Here is a 17,587-nt window from a genome sequence, read left to right on the forward strand (position 1 = left end):
TGCGCGCACCAAAAACGGCGCATGCGGGAAATCCCGCAACGCGCCGCCTAAGCACGATCTATCGATCGAGCGGATGAAGCTCCATCAGATGATGGCCGTACATCATGAGCGCCGACAGTACCGCCGCAAGCGCCAAATACGCGATCAGCACCTTCCACTTCACGGACGGAGAAGATAGATAATACGTACGATAGCGGGTTTGTTCCTCTTCGATGAGCTTGATCGCGTCGAGCGCCCGTTGCTCCGCATCGGCGAGCAGCTCCGAAGGCACCGGACGGTCCGGATCCCCGTCCTCGTAGAGCACCGGCTGGTGCTCCCACGCTTGCAGCAGCTGGCGCGTCCGCTCGACGTGCCGCAGATCGATCGCCGCCTTCTCCTTCGCGAACTTCTCCTTGTCGTGCAGGAACGGGATCGACCACTTCCGCAGCTCGCCGGACTGCTTCATCGCGTCTTCGGCTTCCGCCGTTAGCGCGAGCTTCACGTGCAGCGTGCTCGTCAGGCTCGGCCATTCGCGCACCATGGCGACGAATTGCTCGAGCTTCTCCTTCTCGTAGGCGAGCACGGAGGCGCGATAGCCTTCTCTCGCCCGATTCCACCAGCCGACCACGCCAACGATAAGCACGATGTACATGATCGGATTCGCGGGATACAGGATAACGATGGCGACAAGGATGCCGAGTCCGATGAGCCATATTTTCGTCGAGAGCACCGATACGATCCGGCCGCCGTCGAGCGGCGTGACCGGCAGCAGATTGAATAGATTGATTAACGCGCCCATGTAGATGACGAGCGCCCAGAACGGATCGCCCGTCGACTCGTAGAGCGCGATCGCGGGCAGGAACGAGATCAGTCCCGCGAGCGGGCCTCCGTAAGCGAGGAACGCCTCGGTCGCGGCATCCCGCGGCTGCTCTTTCATCGAGACCATCGCGCCGACGAACGGGATGAAGATGGCAGGCGACACGGCGATGCCCTTCATCCGGGCGGCGACGACGTGCCCCATCTCGTGAACGAAGATCAGATAGACGAGAGCGACGGCGAACTTCCACCCGAAGAATATCGCGTAAGTAGACACGCTCGCGGCCATCGTAATGAGCGTGCCCCCGAATTTGGTCCACTTCAGCAGCGCGATCGCCCACTTGAACTTCGCGAGCAAGAACACGCCGACGGCGGTTAAGGTAGATCGTGTTTTGGCGTTCATGCGAATGAGGCACCCTTTCTATGCTGGACGGCTTAACCGAACCAATGACTGATATAGACCATGACCAGCAGCCCGATGATGAACGAATACGTCGACGGCCGCTCGAAGCCGTGACCGTGGCTCTCGGGGATAAGTTCCTTGTAGACGATGAACATCATCGCGCCGGCGGCGAACGCGAGTCCGCCTCCGATCATCGACCCGATGCCGCTCGCGGTCATATAACCGACGATGGCGGACACCGCCTCCATAAGTCCCGTCAAGAAGACGATCGCGAACGACTTCAGCTTCTTCACGTTCGAATTGATGAGGAACACGGCGAGTATGAGCCCTTCGGGGATGTTCTGAGCCCCGATCGAGATCGCCACCATCGGACCGAGGCCCGCGTTCTGGCTGGCGTAGCTGAACCCGGTGCTCAGTCCTTCCGGGATGTTATGGATGAACAGCGCGATAATGACGAGGAGCGACTTCTTGTCGAACGACGAGATGCGGCTGTCGTTCTCCACGTCGATGTGGGGGATGTTCTTCTCGATCAGGTCTAGAGCGACGATTCCAAGCAACAAGCCGATCGTCAGCGCAACGATGCCCGACTCCTTGATTGCCTGCGGCATAAGCCCGAACGTCGAGGCGGACACCATGATTCCCGCGGTGAACGCGATCAATATGTCTTTCCACTTCTCGGATAGTTGCTTGATGAAAAAAATCGGGGCGGCCCCGAGTACGGTCGCCATTGCGGATATGATGCTTCCTGCCAATGCTGACGTCATGCGCGATCATCCTTTGTTCGAGTGCATCGGTATGCTTATAATATGAATCGATCATAAGGATAAACGACTTTTTTTGCAATAAGCCCCGCAACTGATCGCATGGAACGGACACAGAAGACGCTATCCGGGACGATTCGCGCAGTTTCGGACCAATCGCGGACACCGCGAACGTTATTTGATGCTAACCAGCTCGTCGAGCAGGCGATTGGCGAGAATAACGACTCCTGTGTCCGTCTTTTCGTCGATACCCGCTATTTTCACGACATTAACGTCTCTGGTGTCCGCACCATGCACGCAACGCAAAAGAGACGCCCGCATAGGCGTCCCTCGTCTCCCGCTATAGATGATGCCGATTAGCCTACCCGCACCGCTTCCAGCTCGATCTTCACGCCCTCGGCGTCGATCTCGTAGTCTCCGCCATACAAGCGAATCCGGACCGGGCCGCCGGACACCGCCTTCACTTCGACTTCCGACTGGGTCGTCTTGACGCTCAGCACCGTGCCTTGATACAGGAACTTGAAGCTATAGCCGCTCCATTGGCTCGGAATCGTCGGGTTCAGAATCAGTCCGCCCGGACCGTCCGAGCGCAAACCGCCGAAGCCGTAGACGATGTTCATCCAGGACGCGGCGATCGAAGTCGTGTGCAGCCCTTCGCGCGTATTGCGGTTGTAGTTGTCCAGATCGAGCCGCGTTGCGAATTCGAAGAACCGGTACGCTTCCTCGTGCTTGCCGAGCTCGGCCGCGAAGATCGAATGGATCGACGGCGACAGCGACGACTCGTGGATGCAGCGCGATTCATAGTATTCGTAGTTCGCAAGCTTCGAGTCGTGCGAGAATTGCTGATTGTACAGGAACATGAACATGAGCACGTCCGGCTGCTTGATCATGTCGTAGCGATAGATGCGGTCGTACGACCAGTTATGGTACAGCGGGAAGTCCGTCACCGGGATGGCATGGATGTCGATATGCGGCATATCGAAAAATCCGTCGTGTTGCTCGTAAACCCCCGTCTCCTCGTTCAACGGGATTTTCATGTCGTCCGCCAGCCGCTTCCAGCCGCTCCACTCCGCGCCCGTGACGCCAAGCCGCTCGGCCAGCGCGTCGAACGCCTCCGGCGCTTCTTCCTGCATGTCGGCGATCGCTTGCAGCGTGTACTCGAACAGGTTCTTGGCCATCAAGTTCAGGTAGCAGTTGTTGTTGACCATCAGCTGGAATTCGTCCGGACCCATGACGCCGAAATAGCCGAACTTGCCGGACTGCTGGCCCCATTGGCCCCTGCTCTCGTAGAACCGGCACAGCTGCATCAGCATTTCCATCCCCTGTTCGTGCAGGAATGACTTGTCGCCAGTCACCTTCACGTAGTGCCAGATGCCGTAGCCGACGGCCGTGCCGACTTGCAGCTGCAGGTTCGAGTGTTGCCACAGGTCGCAGCTCTCGGTGCCGTCGATCGTCGCGATCGGATAGAACGCGCCCTTGCAATCGACTTCCTTCGCCCGCTCGAGCGCGTTCGGCAGCGACCGGTAACGGAATTCGAGCAAACTTCTGGCCGCTTTCGGATTGTTGAACAGGTAGAACGGCAAGCAATACGTCTCCGTGTCCCAGAACGCGAGGCCGCGGTAGGCTTCGCCGGTCAGCCCTTTGGCGCCGATGTTGAAGCCCGGGTTGTCGCCCCGGTACGTCTGGTACAGCTGGAAAATACAAAACCGGATCCCCTGCTGATTGTCCGGATCGCCCTCGATCGCGATGTCCGACGTGTCCCAGATGCGCGTCCAATAGGCGGTCTGGTCGGCGATGAACTCGTTGAACGTCTTGATCGGCAGCGATCGGATAATCGAGAGGACGTTCTCCTTCAGCGCCGGCATGTCGACGGAGGCGTCCTTCTCCGCGAAGTTAACGACCAGCTTGCCGAAGTGCGCGAGCTGTCCCGGCTTAAGCGGCAGCGAGAAAGCCTGGCCGACGTATTTGTCCTCGAGGACGAGCTTCGTATCAACGCCGTTCGAAGTTTCGAGCGCGAACGCCGACACGAGCCGGTTGCCGGTATTGATCGTCTTCGCGACGATGCCCGTCCAACCGTTCTCTTCGCCGCTCGATACCGCGTTCCACAGATTCTTGCCCTGGTCTTCGTGAATCGGCGAGAAGTCGAGCCCCGCTTGGACGCGGATGTCGCCCTCGAAGTCGTCGGACTCGAACGTGACGCGCTGCCCGCCCAAGTTCGAATGCGTCATGCTCACGAGGCGCTCGAACGTCACGCGGATCGACTTGCCGCCGGCGAGATGCCAGACGAATTGGCGCTCGTACACGCCGGTGCGGAAGTCGACGCGGCGGACGTAGTTCGAGAAGTCGCTCTTGGCCAAGTCCAGCGTCTCGCCGTCCGCTTCGATGCGCGTGTGCAGCCAGTTCACCGCGTTCGCCATGAACCGCAGGCTGCGGATAATGCCCTTGTAATGCGCGCCGAGCTTCATCTCCTCGTACAAGCCGTTGAAGTAGCTGCCGACGAGGCTGTCTCCGCTATACCCTTCGTCCGGGTACCCCCGCACGCCCATATATTCGTTGCCCAAGGAGAAGATCGATTCCGACACCCGGTTGCGCGCCGGATCGAAGCCCTCCTCGATGACCGCCCACGGATTCACTTTCAAATATTTGTCCGCCACTTTCGCCATGATAACCCGTCCTTCCCCCTGCGAAATGGCCGCATTCGCGGCTTCTTGTGACAGGATAGCACGGCTCGCCCGGCGCCTTAATGTCTGAACCTATGCAAATCGTTGGCATTCTTACGGAGTTGGGGGAGGTAGGAGCGTCTTGGTTGCGTGCGGGGCGGGCGGAGTATCAGGCGCAGGGAGCGAGTCGTGTTAGCGTGCTTCCGCGCGGAATTTCTGGAGAGGCGGGCGGTTCGTGTCTGCTGGCGCTAGTCCGGTCCATTATGTTCGAAATTTCGAGTCTATTCATTACCGTTCGGGCAAAAATCATCCTTATATTCGAATAATCATACACATGGCACGCTGAATCGAGAAAATCGAAATATGTATATGAAAATTCGGATGTATTGGATCGAATGAGCGTTATTCGCCAAATTGTATTCGAAAAATCGAGTCCAACGCATAAAGCCGCGCCGCCATTGCCCCGTGATTGCCCCGTGCAATACGAGAAAGCCGCCCCTGCGCGAAGCAGAGACGGCGATTCGGTTACTCTGTTATTGTTCACTTCTTCTTCGCCACGCTCTTGATGAGATTCATCAAGCTCGCCAACGTATCTTTATGCGGCGCGCCCTTCACCATGCGGTCAATGTAGGTTTGCCGGTCGTCGTACAGCCGATCGATCCGCGAAGCGAGCTCCTCCGAGGTCAGATTCTCTTCCTGCAGCACGTCGCAGTAGCCCGACTTGCGGAACGATTCCGCGTTCAGCAGCTGGTCGCCGCGGCTCTGCGCCTTCGTGAGCGGAATGAGCAGCATCGGCTTGCGCAGGTGCAGGAATTCGAAGATCGCGTTCGCCCCCGCCCGGGATACGATGACGTCGGTCATCGCGAGAATATCAGGCAGTTCGTCCTGCACGTATTCCACCTGCACGTAGCCCGGCGCCTTCGCGGCGTCGTCCGTCTGCCCTTTGCCGCACAGATGCACGATCTGATACCGTTTCGTCAGCCGCTCGAGCGCCGCCCGTATCGCCAGGTTGATTCGGCGGGAGCCGAGGCTTCCGCCCATCACGAGCAGTACCGGCTTGCCGTCGGAGAACCCGGCCCACGCTCTTCCTCGCTTGGCGTCGCCTTCGTTCAGCGCTTCGCGGATGACCGGGCCGACATACTGCGCCTTGTTCTTCGGCAGATGCCGATCCGTGTCCGCGAACGTCGTGCACACCTTCGTCGCGAACGGAATCGCGATCTTGTTCGCCAGTCCCGGCGTCACGTCCGATTCGTGAATGACGACCGGCACGCGGTTCAGCTTGGCGCCGAGCACGACGGGAACCGAGACGAATCCCCCTTTGGAGAAAATCACGTCCGGCTTGCTCCGCTTGATCGTCCGGTACGCCTGGAACACGCCCTGGACGACGCGAAACGGATCCTTCACGTTGTTCCAGTCCAAGTATCTGCGCAGCTTGCCGGTCGCGATGCCGTGATACTTCACGTTCGGCACGTCCGCGATCAGTTGCTTCTCGATGCCCGCTTGCGAGCCGATGTATTCGGCGGTCCATCCTTCGGCTTGGAACCTCGGAATGAGCGCGAGATTCACCGTAACGTGACCCGCCGTCCCGCCGCCCGTGAACATGATCTTCCGCTTCTTGTTCATATTGACTCTTCACCTACTCGATACTCTCGTATACTTCACATCTTCCCCATTATACGTGCAATCGCTTCGTTCATGGCTAACGGATTTCGCGACGTCTCGAACTTTGTGTTGGGAACCGTCCGACAACGCTGGAATTCGATAGGATACGGGCTTTGCGAATACGCAGGAATTGACGTTTTTAACAGTAGGAACTCGATGTTTTCGAAGATGTCATACTGTACTTGCCAACTTTCTCCATACATGATAGTGACGAAGGGAGGCGAATAAGCAGACGATTCGCGTTTTGGCGCACCTACTTCTCTGATTCGCAAGCCATGGCAACATGCAGTGAATGGAAGAGCACGTACACAATGAAGCGAGGGATTCATGACGATGACGAAGAACACAAGACAACCGGGCAAGCTGAGATCGAAAGTAATCGGGCTATTATGCGCTGCAACGATGGTCTTCCCGGTCATTCCGGCCACGACGGCTTTTGCCGCGACGATTAATGTAACCGCTTTCGGAGCGAACGGCGGAGATACGACGGACGACGCGACGCCGATCCAGAACGCCATCAACTCCGCGGCCGTCGGCGATACCGTCCTGCTGCCGGCGGGCACCTACTACTTGTCCACGAACTTGAACGGCAAGACCGGCGTGAAGATCGCGGGCGCGGGACGCGATTCGACGACGGTGCGGATGACGTCCGGCTCCGGCTCGACGATGTTCGTCTATATGCACAACGTGAACAACGCGGAAGTCGCCGACATGACGCTCGACGGCAACAACAGCACGACGCTTCTCTCCGCGGTGACGTCCGAAGGCGGGACCGGCAACAAAATGCGCAATCTGAGAGCCAAGGACTTCGCGGCTTCCGCCGGCTTCGGTCCGTTCGCACTCTATTCGATAGATTCCGAGTATATCGAGATCTCGAACAACATCGTCACGAATATCGGCGTGAACTCCGCTTGGGGCGGCGCCGTTCGGGCAGGCTGGGGCTCCAGCCACGCGCTGATAGAGAACAACACCGTCCACGATACGGGCCGCGGCGGCATATTCGTCAACGACGACAGCCCCTACGCGATCGTTCGCGGCAACACGGTCACGGGCACCGGGCATCATACGGAAGGGCTCGGTATCGAGCTCCATACGAACGTCGACTACTCCCTGATCGAGAACAACAACGTCGACCACTGGATCAGCGCGGTACGCTCCAAATACATCGCCGTGCGGAACAACATCGTGAAGGCGAACGACGGCTCCGTCGGCTACATGGGCCTCGAAGTCATGGTCGACCACGGCGTCACGTCGGGCAATCTGGTCGACGGCGGCCAGCAAGTCGGCATGCAGCAGTCGCCGGGTACCGGCTACCAGCTGTGGAACTATAATACGATTCAGAACATCGTCATGTGGGGCATGCAGCTCCAAGGCGAGGGAACCGGCTTCACCGAGCAGTACCAATACTTCTATAAGAATACGTTGAAGGACGGAGCGGCGGGCAACCCGGCCGCGGCATACGCGGGCTACGACGGCAACGCGATCCGGATTCACGGCAATACGAAGAACATCGTGTTCGACAGCAACCAGATCCTGAACAACGGACGCAAGGCGATCGAGATCACGACCGCTTCCGGCACCGATCGCCTGAGCTTCATTAACAACACGATCACGGGCAACGCGGGTCCGTCCATCGACCAATACCCGTCCTCCGCGGCAGACTTGGAATGGAGCGGCAATACCGTCAGCGGCAACGGCACGAACACGCAACTGACGAGCCGCGGCTTCACCGATCCGAAGCCGGTCGCGAACTTCACGGCGCCGCTGACGGTACAATTGGGCCAGCCGATCACGTTCACGAACACGTCGACCGATAACGGTACGATCGTGGAGAACTTGTGGGATCTCGGCGAAGGCATTCCGGTGACGACCGCTAGTCCGACTTACACGTACCAGAAGGCCGGCACTTACAAGGTCATCCTCGGCGTGTGGGATAACGGCGGCCGCGCGAGCGTCAAGGAACAGACGGTTACCGTATTCACGGGACCGCCGGACACGACGGCTCCTTCGGCGCCGACGCTCTCCGCGCCTACGAAATCCAACGTAACGGTCGATCTGTCCTGGACGGCATCGACGGATAACGTCGGCGTCGTCGGTTACGACGTCTACAGAGGCGGCACGCTGATCGGCTCCACGACGACGCTCAGGACGTTGACGGCGACGGGCCTTACGCCGAGCACGGCGTACAGCTTCACCGTCAAGGCCAAGGACGCTTCCGGCAACGTGTCCGCGGCGAGCAACACGCTGAACGTGACGACGGACGCGGGCGATACGCAAGCGCCGACGGCTCCTTCAGGCTTGTATTCCCCGGCTAAGTCGGATACGAGCGTAAGCCTGGCATGGTCGGGATCGACGGATAACGTCGGCGTCACGGGCTACCGGATCTACAACGGCTCGTCGCAAGTCGGCACGACGACAGGCGCGGCCGCGACGACGATCACGTTGACCGGGTTGTCGGCGAGCACGGCGTTCGCTTACACGGTCAAGGCGATCGACGCTTCGAACAACCTGTCCGCGGCGAGCAATACGCTCAACGTGACGACGGACCCCGCAGCGAACTGGACGCTCTGCGCCGGCGAGAACAATCTGTGTTCCTTCTCGGGCACCAAGCCGGTGCGTTACGGCGTGACGGGCAGCTACGTGTACGGCAACTTCACGAATTCCGTCATGTGCTCCAATAACGGGTTCGGCACGGATCCCGCGGCCGGACAATACAAGCATTGCGACGTGAACCTGGCGGGCGGCAGCGGCGGCGACACGACGGCGCCTTCGGTACCGACGGCCCTGACTTCGCCGTCGAAAACGACGACCAGCGTCAGCTTGTCTTGGACGGCTTCGACCGATAATGTCGCGGTCACGGGTTACGACGTCTACGTCGGCGGCGTATTGGCCGGATCGACGACAGGCGCGACGACGTATACGGTAGGCAGCCTGGCGGCGAACACTTCGTATTCGTTCACGGTCAAGGCCAAGGACGCGGCGGGCAACGCATCCGCGGCGAGCACCGCATTGAACGTGACGACGAACGCGGGCTCCGACACGACGGCGCCTACGGCTCCGACGGGCCTGTCTTCGCCTTCGAAGACGACGACGAGCGTCAGCTTGTCCTGGACGGCTTCGACGGACAACGTCGGCGTAACGGGTTACGATGTCTATTACGGCAGCACGCTCGCGGGTTCCACGACGGGCGCGACGACTTACAACGTTACGGGCCTGACGGCCAACACGGCGTATTCGTTCACGGTCAAGGCCAAGGACGCGGCGGGTAACGCATCCGCGGCGAGCTCCGCATTGAACGTGACGACGAGCGCGGTCTCCGACACGACGGCTCCGACGGCTCCGACGGGACTCGCCTCGCCTTCCAAGACGGATACGAGCGTGAACTTGTCCTGGACGGCATCGACGGACAACGTCGGCGTGACGGGCTATAACGTCTATATCGGCGGCGCGCTCGCGGGCTCCACGACCGGAGCGACGACATACGCGGCGACCGGATTGACCGCGAGCACGGCGTACGCGTTCACGGTCAAAGCGAAGGATGCGGCGGGCAACTTATCCGCATCGAGCTCCGCGCTTAACGTGACGACCAACGCGGCCTCCTCGGGCGGCAACGGCGTCGTCGCGCAATACTACTCGGGCAACTTCGGCACGCTCGCGCTGACCGAGACGATCGCGACGATCGACCTCGATTGGGGCGGAGGTCGTCCTACCCCGGACGTGCCTGGCGAATGGTTCACGGCCAGATTCTCCGGCAAGGTTCAACCTCAATATTCGGAGACGTACACGTTCTACACGGACACGGACGACGGCGTTCGCCTCTGGGTGAACGGCGTGCAATTGATCAACAACTGGGTATCCATGAACGGCGAGCTTAGCGCGACGATTACGCTCTCCGCGGGCGTCAAGTACGACCTCGTCATGGAATATCTCGAGAACGGCGGCAACGCGCACGCGAAGTTGAGCTGGTCGAGCGCTTCGCAGACGAAGCAAGTCATTCCGACGGGCCGGTTGTTCACGAGCTGATCGGTCATCGGACAGAAGAAGGCGGCTACCCGGAGTTCGGGTAGCCGCCTTCTTGCATGCTTTCCATCGCTGATGAACGCGACCACGCCCCTCCCTATCGCCATGGACGCTTTATCTCGGCAAGCAGCTTTCTAATTCGAATAATCCAGTTTCGCGTCGCCGCTTCCACGATCTCGGTTAATCAGGTCAACAACGTAACTACTCTCGTTCGGAAGCCCGTCTAGTTCGGCGGTCCAGCCTACGGCTTGGAAACCATGACGTGACCCTTCCATACCGCCACTTTGAACATAATTCTTTTCATAATTGCTTCACCTATTCGCTATTCTCTTTACCGTCCATCTTCTGCATAATACGTACGATCGCCTCTTCGATCGTTATCGTGCTCCGGGCGGATTGGCCGCCTCGCTCCTTGAATTCCACGAGCCCTTCGCCGGCTTGCTTGCCGACGATAACTTGCATCGGGATGCCGTACAAGTCCGCATCCTTGAACTTCACGCCCGGGCGCTCGTCTCGGTCGTCGAGGAGAACTTCGACGCCTTGGCGGGTTAGCTGCGCGTAGAGTTGCTCGGCCACGCTCCGTTGCGTCTCGTCCTTCGCGGATACCGGAATAACGTGGACATGGAACGGCGCGATCGCGAGCGGCCAGACGAGCCCATTGTCGTCGTGATGCTGTTCGCATACCGCAGACATCATGCGCGAGACGCCGATGCCGTAGCAGCCCATGATCGCCGCTTGCGGCTGGCCGGAGGCATTCAGGAACGTCGCGCCGAGCTTCTCGCTGTACTTGGTGCCGAGCTTGAACACGTGGCCGACCTCTATGCCCCGATTGAACGCGAGCGTGCCTTCCGCGCAGCGCGGGCACGGATCGTGCTCCGCCGCGTTGCGGAAGTCGCCGACATGCGCCAACGGGAAGTCGCGTCCTGGCTGAACGTAACGAAGGTGATAATCTCGTTCATTCGCGCCCGCAATTCCGCTGGAGAGACGCGCGACTTCGGCGTCGACGAGCAGCGGCAGGTCGGACGGCAAGCCGGTCGGGCCAAGGAAGCCGACGGGCGCGCCGGTTAGCTTCGCTATCGTCTCCGCGTCCGCCATCTCGAAACTTTCCGCGCCGCCGAGGGCGCCCAGCACCTTGATGCCGTTCACCTCATGGTCGCCGCGGACGAGGATGGCGATCGCCTTGCCGTCGACGACGGCGACGATCGTCTTGATCAGCTCTTGGGGCTGGACGCCAAGCGCTTCGACCAGCTGGTCGATCGTGCGGATGTCCGGCGTTAGGAGCTTCTCGGGTTGCGGTATCGGCGCTTGCTCGCGAGAGTCGACGTTGCCTTCGCGCCTTCCGCTCTCGGCTTTCTCCAGGTTGGAGGCGTAGCCGCAATGCGTGCAGCTCGCGATCGTATCTTCGCCGATGTCGGCGAGCGCCATGAACTCGTTCGTGCTGCCTTCGCCGCCGATCGCGCCCGCGTCGGCTTCGACGGGGCGGACGTTCAAGCCCGCACGCGCGAAAATCGCCTCGTACGCTTCATACATCCGCCAATAGATCCGGTCCAGTCCCTCCCAGCTCGCGTCGAACGAATAGGCGTCCTTCATGAGAAACTCCCTGCCCCGCAGCAGCCCATATCTTGGACGCCGCTCGTCGCGGAACTTCGTCTGGATCTGATAGAGCGTCACCGGCAGCTTCCGGTACGATTGGATCTCGTCTCGTACGAGCGCCGTGATGACCTCCTCGTGCGTCGGGCCGAGCGCGAACGCCCGGTCGTGGCGGTCGTTCAAGCGAATCAGCTCCGGTCCGTACACGTTGTAGCGGCCCGACTCTTGCCATAGCTCGGCCGGCTGCATCGCCGGCATGAGCAGTTCCTGCGCGCCCGCGCGGTCCATCTCCTCGCGGACGATGCGCTCGAGCTTGCGCAGCACCCGCCAGCCGAGCGGCAGATACGTATAGATGCCGGCCGCCAGCTGGCGAACGAAGCCGGCGCGGAGCAGCAACTGGTGGCTGATCGCCTCGCTGTCGGCAGGCGCCTCTCGCAGCGTCGGCGCGAATAGGTTGTTTTGTCTCATGGGGGTGGCCTCCGTATGATTTGTATTTGATAATGCTGTCTTATAACGTTACTGCGGCGTAATCCCGTACTCCGGCGAATTAGCGCTGTCTCATAACGCTATTGCGGCGAAACTTCGGACTTCGGCAAATTAGCGCTGTCTCATAACGCTAATCCGTCTCGGTCACCCGGGTGCGCGGCACCCCGCGAAACGCAAAAAAACGCATTCGTCAGGGACGAATGCGTTCGCGGTACCACCCTAATTCAACCGCGCCGGACGCATCGTGAATGCGCCGCAACCAGCGGTTCTCAATCGGATAACGGGATCGTCCCGGCGGCGGATACTCGAATTCTCCGCGGCAGCTCGCAAGGCGGGGAGCGTCCGTTCGCGTCGGGAAGCCTTGCAGCCGGGGGCTCCCTCTCTGTGCGACCGATGCCGAACGTCATTTCCTTGGGTCATCGCTATTCCATATGGCGTTGCTAATGGTAGTAATCTATCGTATCCGCCCCGCGCTGTCAAGGAAGCGAACTGGAAGCGGTCGTCCGCGCTCCGCGCTACACGTCCGAGTGCACGACGTACCGGTGCATCGCCGAATTATAGACGCCCTCGCTGTACTCGACGACCTCTCCGGACGCGTCGTACGAATAGCGCAGCCGCTTCAGCAGCGGAGCGCCCGGCTCCACGCCGAGCAGCTCGGCCAGCTCCGCCGTCGCGAACGCGACGCCGAATTCGTCGCGGAATCGCACGATCGTCACCTGGCGTTCCTCCAGCCAGCCGTACAGCGACCGCTCGCTAAGCTCGGTCAGATCCGCTTCGCCCAGCCGCTCCGGCACATGGTGCGCGTAATGGATGTACGGAACGCCGTCGAGCGAATACTGGCGTTCGATGCGGATGCAGCTATCGCCATATAGCCGATAAGGCTCGGTGTCCGCGTCGCAGCGTACGACGGAAGCGCCAAGCAGCCGTTTCTCGACGCGGTGGCCTTCCTCGACGAGCGCTTCGGTGAACCTCTTCCACGTCGAGCGCTTCGAGGTCGACGTGTTGCGGACGACGCGCGTCCCTTTCCCGCTGCTCGTCTCCAGGTAGCCTTCCTGCACGAGCGCCTTGATCGCTCCGCGTACTGTGATCTTGCTGACGCCGAACTCCTTCTCGAGCTGCGGCTCGGAAGGAATGTTCGTGTCGATCGGATACAAGCCGTGAAGGATCCGATCCTTCAGAATGCTCTGTATTTGCAAATATAACGGACGTTTGTTCCGGGACAAGCTCATGCGCACCCGCTACCTTTCTACGTCTCCTGGAGCGTCGGTCATCGCCCGCATGATCTCCGCGGCCGACGACATCGGCGTATCGCCCGCGACCGTATGCGCGAGCATCGCGGCGGCGGACGCGAAGCGGACCGTCGGCGATGGCTCCCAACCTTCCAGTACGCCGTGCGCGATACCGCTCGCGAAGGCGTCTCCTGCTCCAATTCTATCATAGACCGAGAACGTTAGCTGACCCGAGAAGGCGAACATTCCCTCCGCGAAAATATACCCCGTCAACGAATGCGTGTTGTCCCCGTTGATCGACCGGTGCGTGCCGGCGACGACGGAGATGCCGTATTCGCGCGCGACTTGCGGAATAAGGTCGGTCAGCCGCTCTCGCCGCCCTTCATGCTCGGATTGCATGCCGAGAATACCTATCGCGTCCTTCTCGTTCATGAAGACGATATCCGCGAGCCGCAGCATCTCGATATAATGCGGCTTCGCCTTCGCGTACCCGTCCTCGCCCCATAGCGAAGGCCGATAGTTGCAATCGAACGCGACGGTGCCGCCGTTCGCCTTCACGGCGCGCGCCAGCTTCTTGGCGTGCTCGCGCACGCCGTCGTTCATCGCGAACGTAATGCCGCAGAAGTGCATAAAGTCGACCTCGCGAGCGATCGCCTCGTAATCGTACGCCCCGTCCGGCGCCGTGTTGAAGCTGCTCGACAGCCGGTCGGCGTACGTCACGCGGCTCGCTCTCGCGCCGAATCCGTTCTCCAGGAAATACATGCCGATTAATCGGCCGTCCCTCCGGATGAACGAGTCGCTAATGCCCAATCGGCGCAACGCCGCAAGCGCGGCGTCCCCGAGCGGGTTGTCCGGCAACGTCGTCACGAGCCGGCCTTCGTGGCCGAAGCGCGCGAGCGCCGAGACGACGTTCACGCCGGTACCGGAGAACGAATACTTCAGCGTGTCCGCTTGCGCCAGCAGGTCGTAACCCGGCACTTGCAGCCGCATCATCACTTCCCCGAAAGCGGCGACTCGCTTAGCGGCCATCGGCGTCAACCAGCCTTTTCACGATGGCGAGCAACGCCGCCGCGTCTTCCGTCCGCGTCTTCCCCGACGCCTTGTCGATGATCGACGAGTAGACGTGCGGAATGACTTGCCTTACGCCCGCCTCGAGCGCGATGCGCAGGATCGGCTCGAAGTTGTCCATATCGATGCCGCCCGTCGGCTCCAGCGCGAGCCCTTCTTCGGCGCACGCCTGAGCGACGGCGCGGTATTCGTCTTCGCAGCTCAATCCGTTCATCGGGAAGTACTTCAACGCGTTACCGCCCATATCCTTGACGAGAGCGATCGCCGCCTTGACCGGCACGATGGCGTGCTCGCCTGCCGCCGCGCTAGCCGGACCGGTCGAGACGTTCACGTAGCCGACGCGTCCCGAAGGGGACACGAGGCTGTTGATCCAGCTGCTCTTGCCGCCCAAGTTCGCGCGCGTCGCTCCGACGGCCGGGAACACCTGGTTAATGTGCGCGCCGGCGTAATGCTTCGCGATTTCCGCGACGACCGCAGCCTGGCGGTTATCTCCCGCGCCAAGACCGATCGATACCGCTCCGTCGATCGCTTCCCCGTAAGCCTTCATCGCGGCGACCGCCTCTTCCACGGTCGGATACGCCTTAGACAGCACGCCGACGAGCACGTAGCCTTCGGCGGCCTCGAATACTTCCTTGGCGTTCTCGATGCTGTTAGCCAGCACGTTCAAGCCGACCCGATCTTGGTATAGACGATTCGATAGTATAGACATGTTATTGCCCCCCTGCGATTTCGCGGATTCTAGATGCGATGACGTGAATATCGTCGCCTTGCAACGATCTCGCGTCGATGTCGAAGTAACCTTGCTTCACGCCGTAGTCGCGCGTGTAGACGGCGATGTCCCCGTTCTGCAGCGCCGCGGCTGCCTCCTTGGCCGATGCGCCCGCCCCCGCAGCCGGATCGAGCTGAACACGCGCGCGGAAAATCGCCCTGCCCGCCTCGTCCTGCACGACGCTCACGCGAACGCCGTCCAGCTCGTTCAGCGGCATGAGCGCTTGCAGCGCTTCCTTATCCCGCTCGCTCGTATCTTCCTTCACGATATACTCGTCCAGCGCTTGGAGCAAGCCGAACGTCGTTTCCTTGCCGACCTTCATCCCCCGGCCGATGCCGTACAGCTGAACCTTCACCCATTCGACGAACTTCCGTTTGCCTCCGACGATGCCCGAGGACGGGCCTTCGATTGCCTTCGAGCCGCTGTAGATGGCCAGATCGGACACTTGCACGTATTTGCGAACGTCTTCTTCGGCCGCGGCATCGACGATGAGCGGCACGCCATTGCGTTGCGCGACTTCCCACGCCTCTTCGACGGAGAGCATATTCTTCTGCACGCAGTGATGAGATTTCACGAACAGGATCGCCGCCGTCCGGTCGCCGATCGCATCCTCGATATGCTCGGGACGTCCTTCGTTCGCGTAGCCGACTTCGACGACTTTCCCGCCGCCCAGGAATACCATCGTCTCGACGGGTGCGCCGTATTGAACGTTGTGGCCTTTCATCAGAATAATCTCGTTCTTCTCGATCGGCTCTTGATGCATTCGCAGCGACTTGCGGCGGTCGCCTTGCGTGACGATCGCCGCGACGCTTAGCGCGATGCCGCTCGACGCCGAATTGACGACGACCGCCGCCTCCGAGCCGAGAACGCCCGCGATATGATCGCCAGCCTTGTCGACGAGATCCGCAATCTCCACGTAGCGCTGGCCGCCTTGCTTCATCGCTTCCATGACCGTGTCCGTCGGCGCGGATACGCCGAGAATGCTCATTCTGCCGCTCGCGTTGATGACCCTTTTAAGCCCGTACTTCGCATGCCATGTATTCGCCATTCGTAACGACCCCTCTCGCTTGTATGAATCGATGCGCGAACCTCTCGTCCCCTTCGGAGTCGACCAGCCGGATCGGCGTATCGGCTTCCTCGACGGAGAACAGCGTGAGATTCGCGGCTTCCCCTGCCCGGATTCGGCCGAGTGCCGGCCTTCTTAGCCAATCGGCGGCTCGTTCCGTTACGGCGCCGATGACCTCCTCGAGCGAATAGCCCAAGGAGAGAAATTTCGTAAGCACGTTAGACAGACTATATACGGGGCCGTTCAGCCGATTGCCCCGATAGATGTCGGTGCTGATCGTGTTCGGCGCGATGCCGTGCCGCTTGGCCGCTTCGGCGGCCTTGAACGAGAAGCTCGCCGTCCCGTGGCCGACGTCCAGCCGCACGCCACGGCCCACGGCATCCGTCAGCACTTGAAGCGGACGACCTTCTTCGTCGAACAGATTATTCGCCTTGCCGTTCAGGTAATGCGTGATCACGTCGCCTCGGCGGAGCATCGGCACGATATCCGTAATGCCCGGAGGTCCGGAACCGATATGCATCATCAGCGGCAGCCCCGTCACGTTGCCGAGCGCGAGCGCGACACGGAGCGGTTCGGTACCGTTGCCGCCGACGACGCTGCGGCTCATGCGCGCCTTCAACCCGACGATGAAATCCGGATAACGATTAACGGCATGAACGGCTCGCGTCGTATCGATCCATTCCATACGGGACAGCTCGTCTATGCGGCTTAATCCGATGCGCGAGACGTTCAAGAACGCAAGCAAGTTCGTGCGCGCATGCCGCCTGCTGTCCGCCAGCTCGCCGATGCGGTCCGCGCCGCAGCTTCCCGCGTCCACGATCGTCGTGACGCCCGCCTTAACCCCGATCTCGTCGATCTCGTCCCCGTACGGGTCGAGCGCCGGGAACGCATGAACGTGCAGATCGATCCAGCCGCTGGACGCGTAGAGTCCATTGCAATCGACGATCCGCTCTCCCTCGCCTTCGCCGCCCGGGGCGATGTTCGCGATCGCGCCGCCCTCGACGACGATATCGACGATGTCGCCGCTCAAGCGCTTGACGTTGCGCAGTACGAATGTGTCTCTCACGGCGGTATCGCC

11 protein-coding genes are annotated in these 17,587 nt (G+C 60.7%); 1 reads left to right on the plus strand and 10 read right to left on the minus strand.

Going from position 1 to position 17,587, the window contains the following annotated elements; genetic code table 11:
* Positions 1 to 58: 58 nt before the first annotated feature.
* The 4 genes from ACFQZG_RS20085 to ACFQZG_RS20100 form a co-directional block, all read right to left on the minus strand.
* The gene (locus ACFQZG_RS20085) at positions 59 to 1,198 is read right to left on the minus strand and encodes a site-2 protease family protein (protein WP_378155735.1); all 1,140 of its coding nucleotides are present in this window, start codon (positions 1,196 to 1,198) and stop codon (positions 59 to 61) included.
* Positions 1,199 to 1,230: 32 nt separating this feature from the next.
* On the minus strand, positions 1,231 to 1,962 hold the full coding sequence (locus tag ACFQZG_RS20090) for a ZIP family metal transporter (protein ID WP_378155737.1): 732 nt from the start codon (positions 1,960 to 1,962) through the stop codon (positions 1,231 to 1,233).
* Between the two features lie 353 nt (positions 1,963 to 2,315).
* Entirely contained in the window at positions 2,316 to 4,622 is a 2,307-nt protein-coding gene (locus tag ACFQZG_RS20095) for a glycoside hydrolase family 65 protein (protein ID WP_378155739.1), read from the minus strand.
* 537 nt (positions 4,623 to 5,159) lie between these two features.
* Entirely contained in the window at positions 5,160 to 6,242 is a 1,083-nt protein-coding gene (locus tag ACFQZG_RS20100) for an undecaprenyldiphospho-muramoylpentapeptide beta-N-acetylglucosaminyltransferase (RefSeq protein WP_378155741.1), read from the minus strand.
* A gap of 372 nt (positions 6,243 to 6,614) precedes the next feature.
* Between ACFQZG_RS20100 and ACFQZG_RS20105 the strand changes: the two genes are divergently transcribed.
* Positions 6,615 to 10,304: a fibronectin type III domain-containing protein gene (locus tag ACFQZG_RS20105; RefSeq protein WP_378155743.1), complete on the plus strand. Its 3,690-nt coding sequence runs from the start codon at positions 6,615 to 6,617 to the stop codon at positions 10,302 to 10,304.
* A gap of 312 nt (positions 10,305 to 10,616) precedes the next feature.
* On the opposite strand, the gene ACFQZG_RS20110 is transcribed toward ACFQZG_RS20105, so the two are convergent.
* The 6 genes from ACFQZG_RS20110 to ACFQZG_RS20135 all read right to left on the minus strand — a co-directional run bounded on the left by ACFQZG_RS20110 (position 10,617) and on the right by ACFQZG_RS20135 (position 17,575).
* Positions 10,617 to 12,359 (minus strand): proline--tRNA ligase, encoded by a 1,743-nt coding sequence (locus tag ACFQZG_RS20110; protein WP_378155744.1) that lies wholly within the window; start codon positions 12,357 to 12,359, stop codon positions 10,617 to 10,619.
* Between the two features lie 533 nt (positions 12,360 to 12,892).
* Positions 12,893 to 13,606, minus strand: coding sequence for a GntR family transcriptional regulator (locus ACFQZG_RS20115; RefSeq protein ID WP_378155746.1), 714 nt, complete (start codon positions 13,604 to 13,606; stop codon positions 12,893 to 12,895).
* Positions 13,607 to 13,615: 9 nt separating this feature from the next.
* Complete coding sequence (locus tag ACFQZG_RS20120; RefSeq protein WP_378155748.1) at positions 13,616 to 14,635, minus strand: sugar kinase; 1,020 nt, start codon at positions 14,633 to 14,635, stop codon at positions 13,616 to 13,618.
* Positions 14,625 to 15,383, minus strand: coding sequence for a 2-dehydro-3-deoxy-phosphogluconate aldolase (gene dagF / locus ACFQZG_RS20125; protein ID WP_378155750.1), 759 nt, complete (start codon positions 15,381 to 15,383; stop codon positions 14,625 to 14,627). The genes ACFQZG_RS20120 and dagF overlap by 11 nt, the downstream gene beginning before the upstream one ends.
* Before the next feature lies 1 nt (position 15,384).
* Entirely contained in the window at positions 15,385 to 16,491 is a 1,107-nt protein-coding gene (locus tag ACFQZG_RS20130) for a DgaE family pyridoxal phosphate-dependent ammonia lyase (protein ID WP_378155752.1), read from the minus strand.
* Positions 16,457 to 17,575 carry an amidohydrolase/deacetylase family metallohydrolase gene (locus tag ACFQZG_RS20135; protein WP_378155754.1) on the minus strand — a complete coding sequence of 373 codons (1,119 nt, stop codon included), beginning with the start codon at positions 17,573 to 17,575 and terminating at the stop codon, positions 16,457 to 16,459. Before ACFQZG_RS20135 ends, ACFQZG_RS20130 begins: the two co-directional genes overlap by 35 nt.
* Between the last annotated feature and the right edge of the window lie 12 nt (positions 17,576 to 17,587).

This window comes from Cohnella sp. GCM10027633 (assembly GCF_042675445.1).
Lineage (GTDB): Bacteria > Bacillota > Bacilli > Paenibacillales > Paenibacillaceae > Cohnella.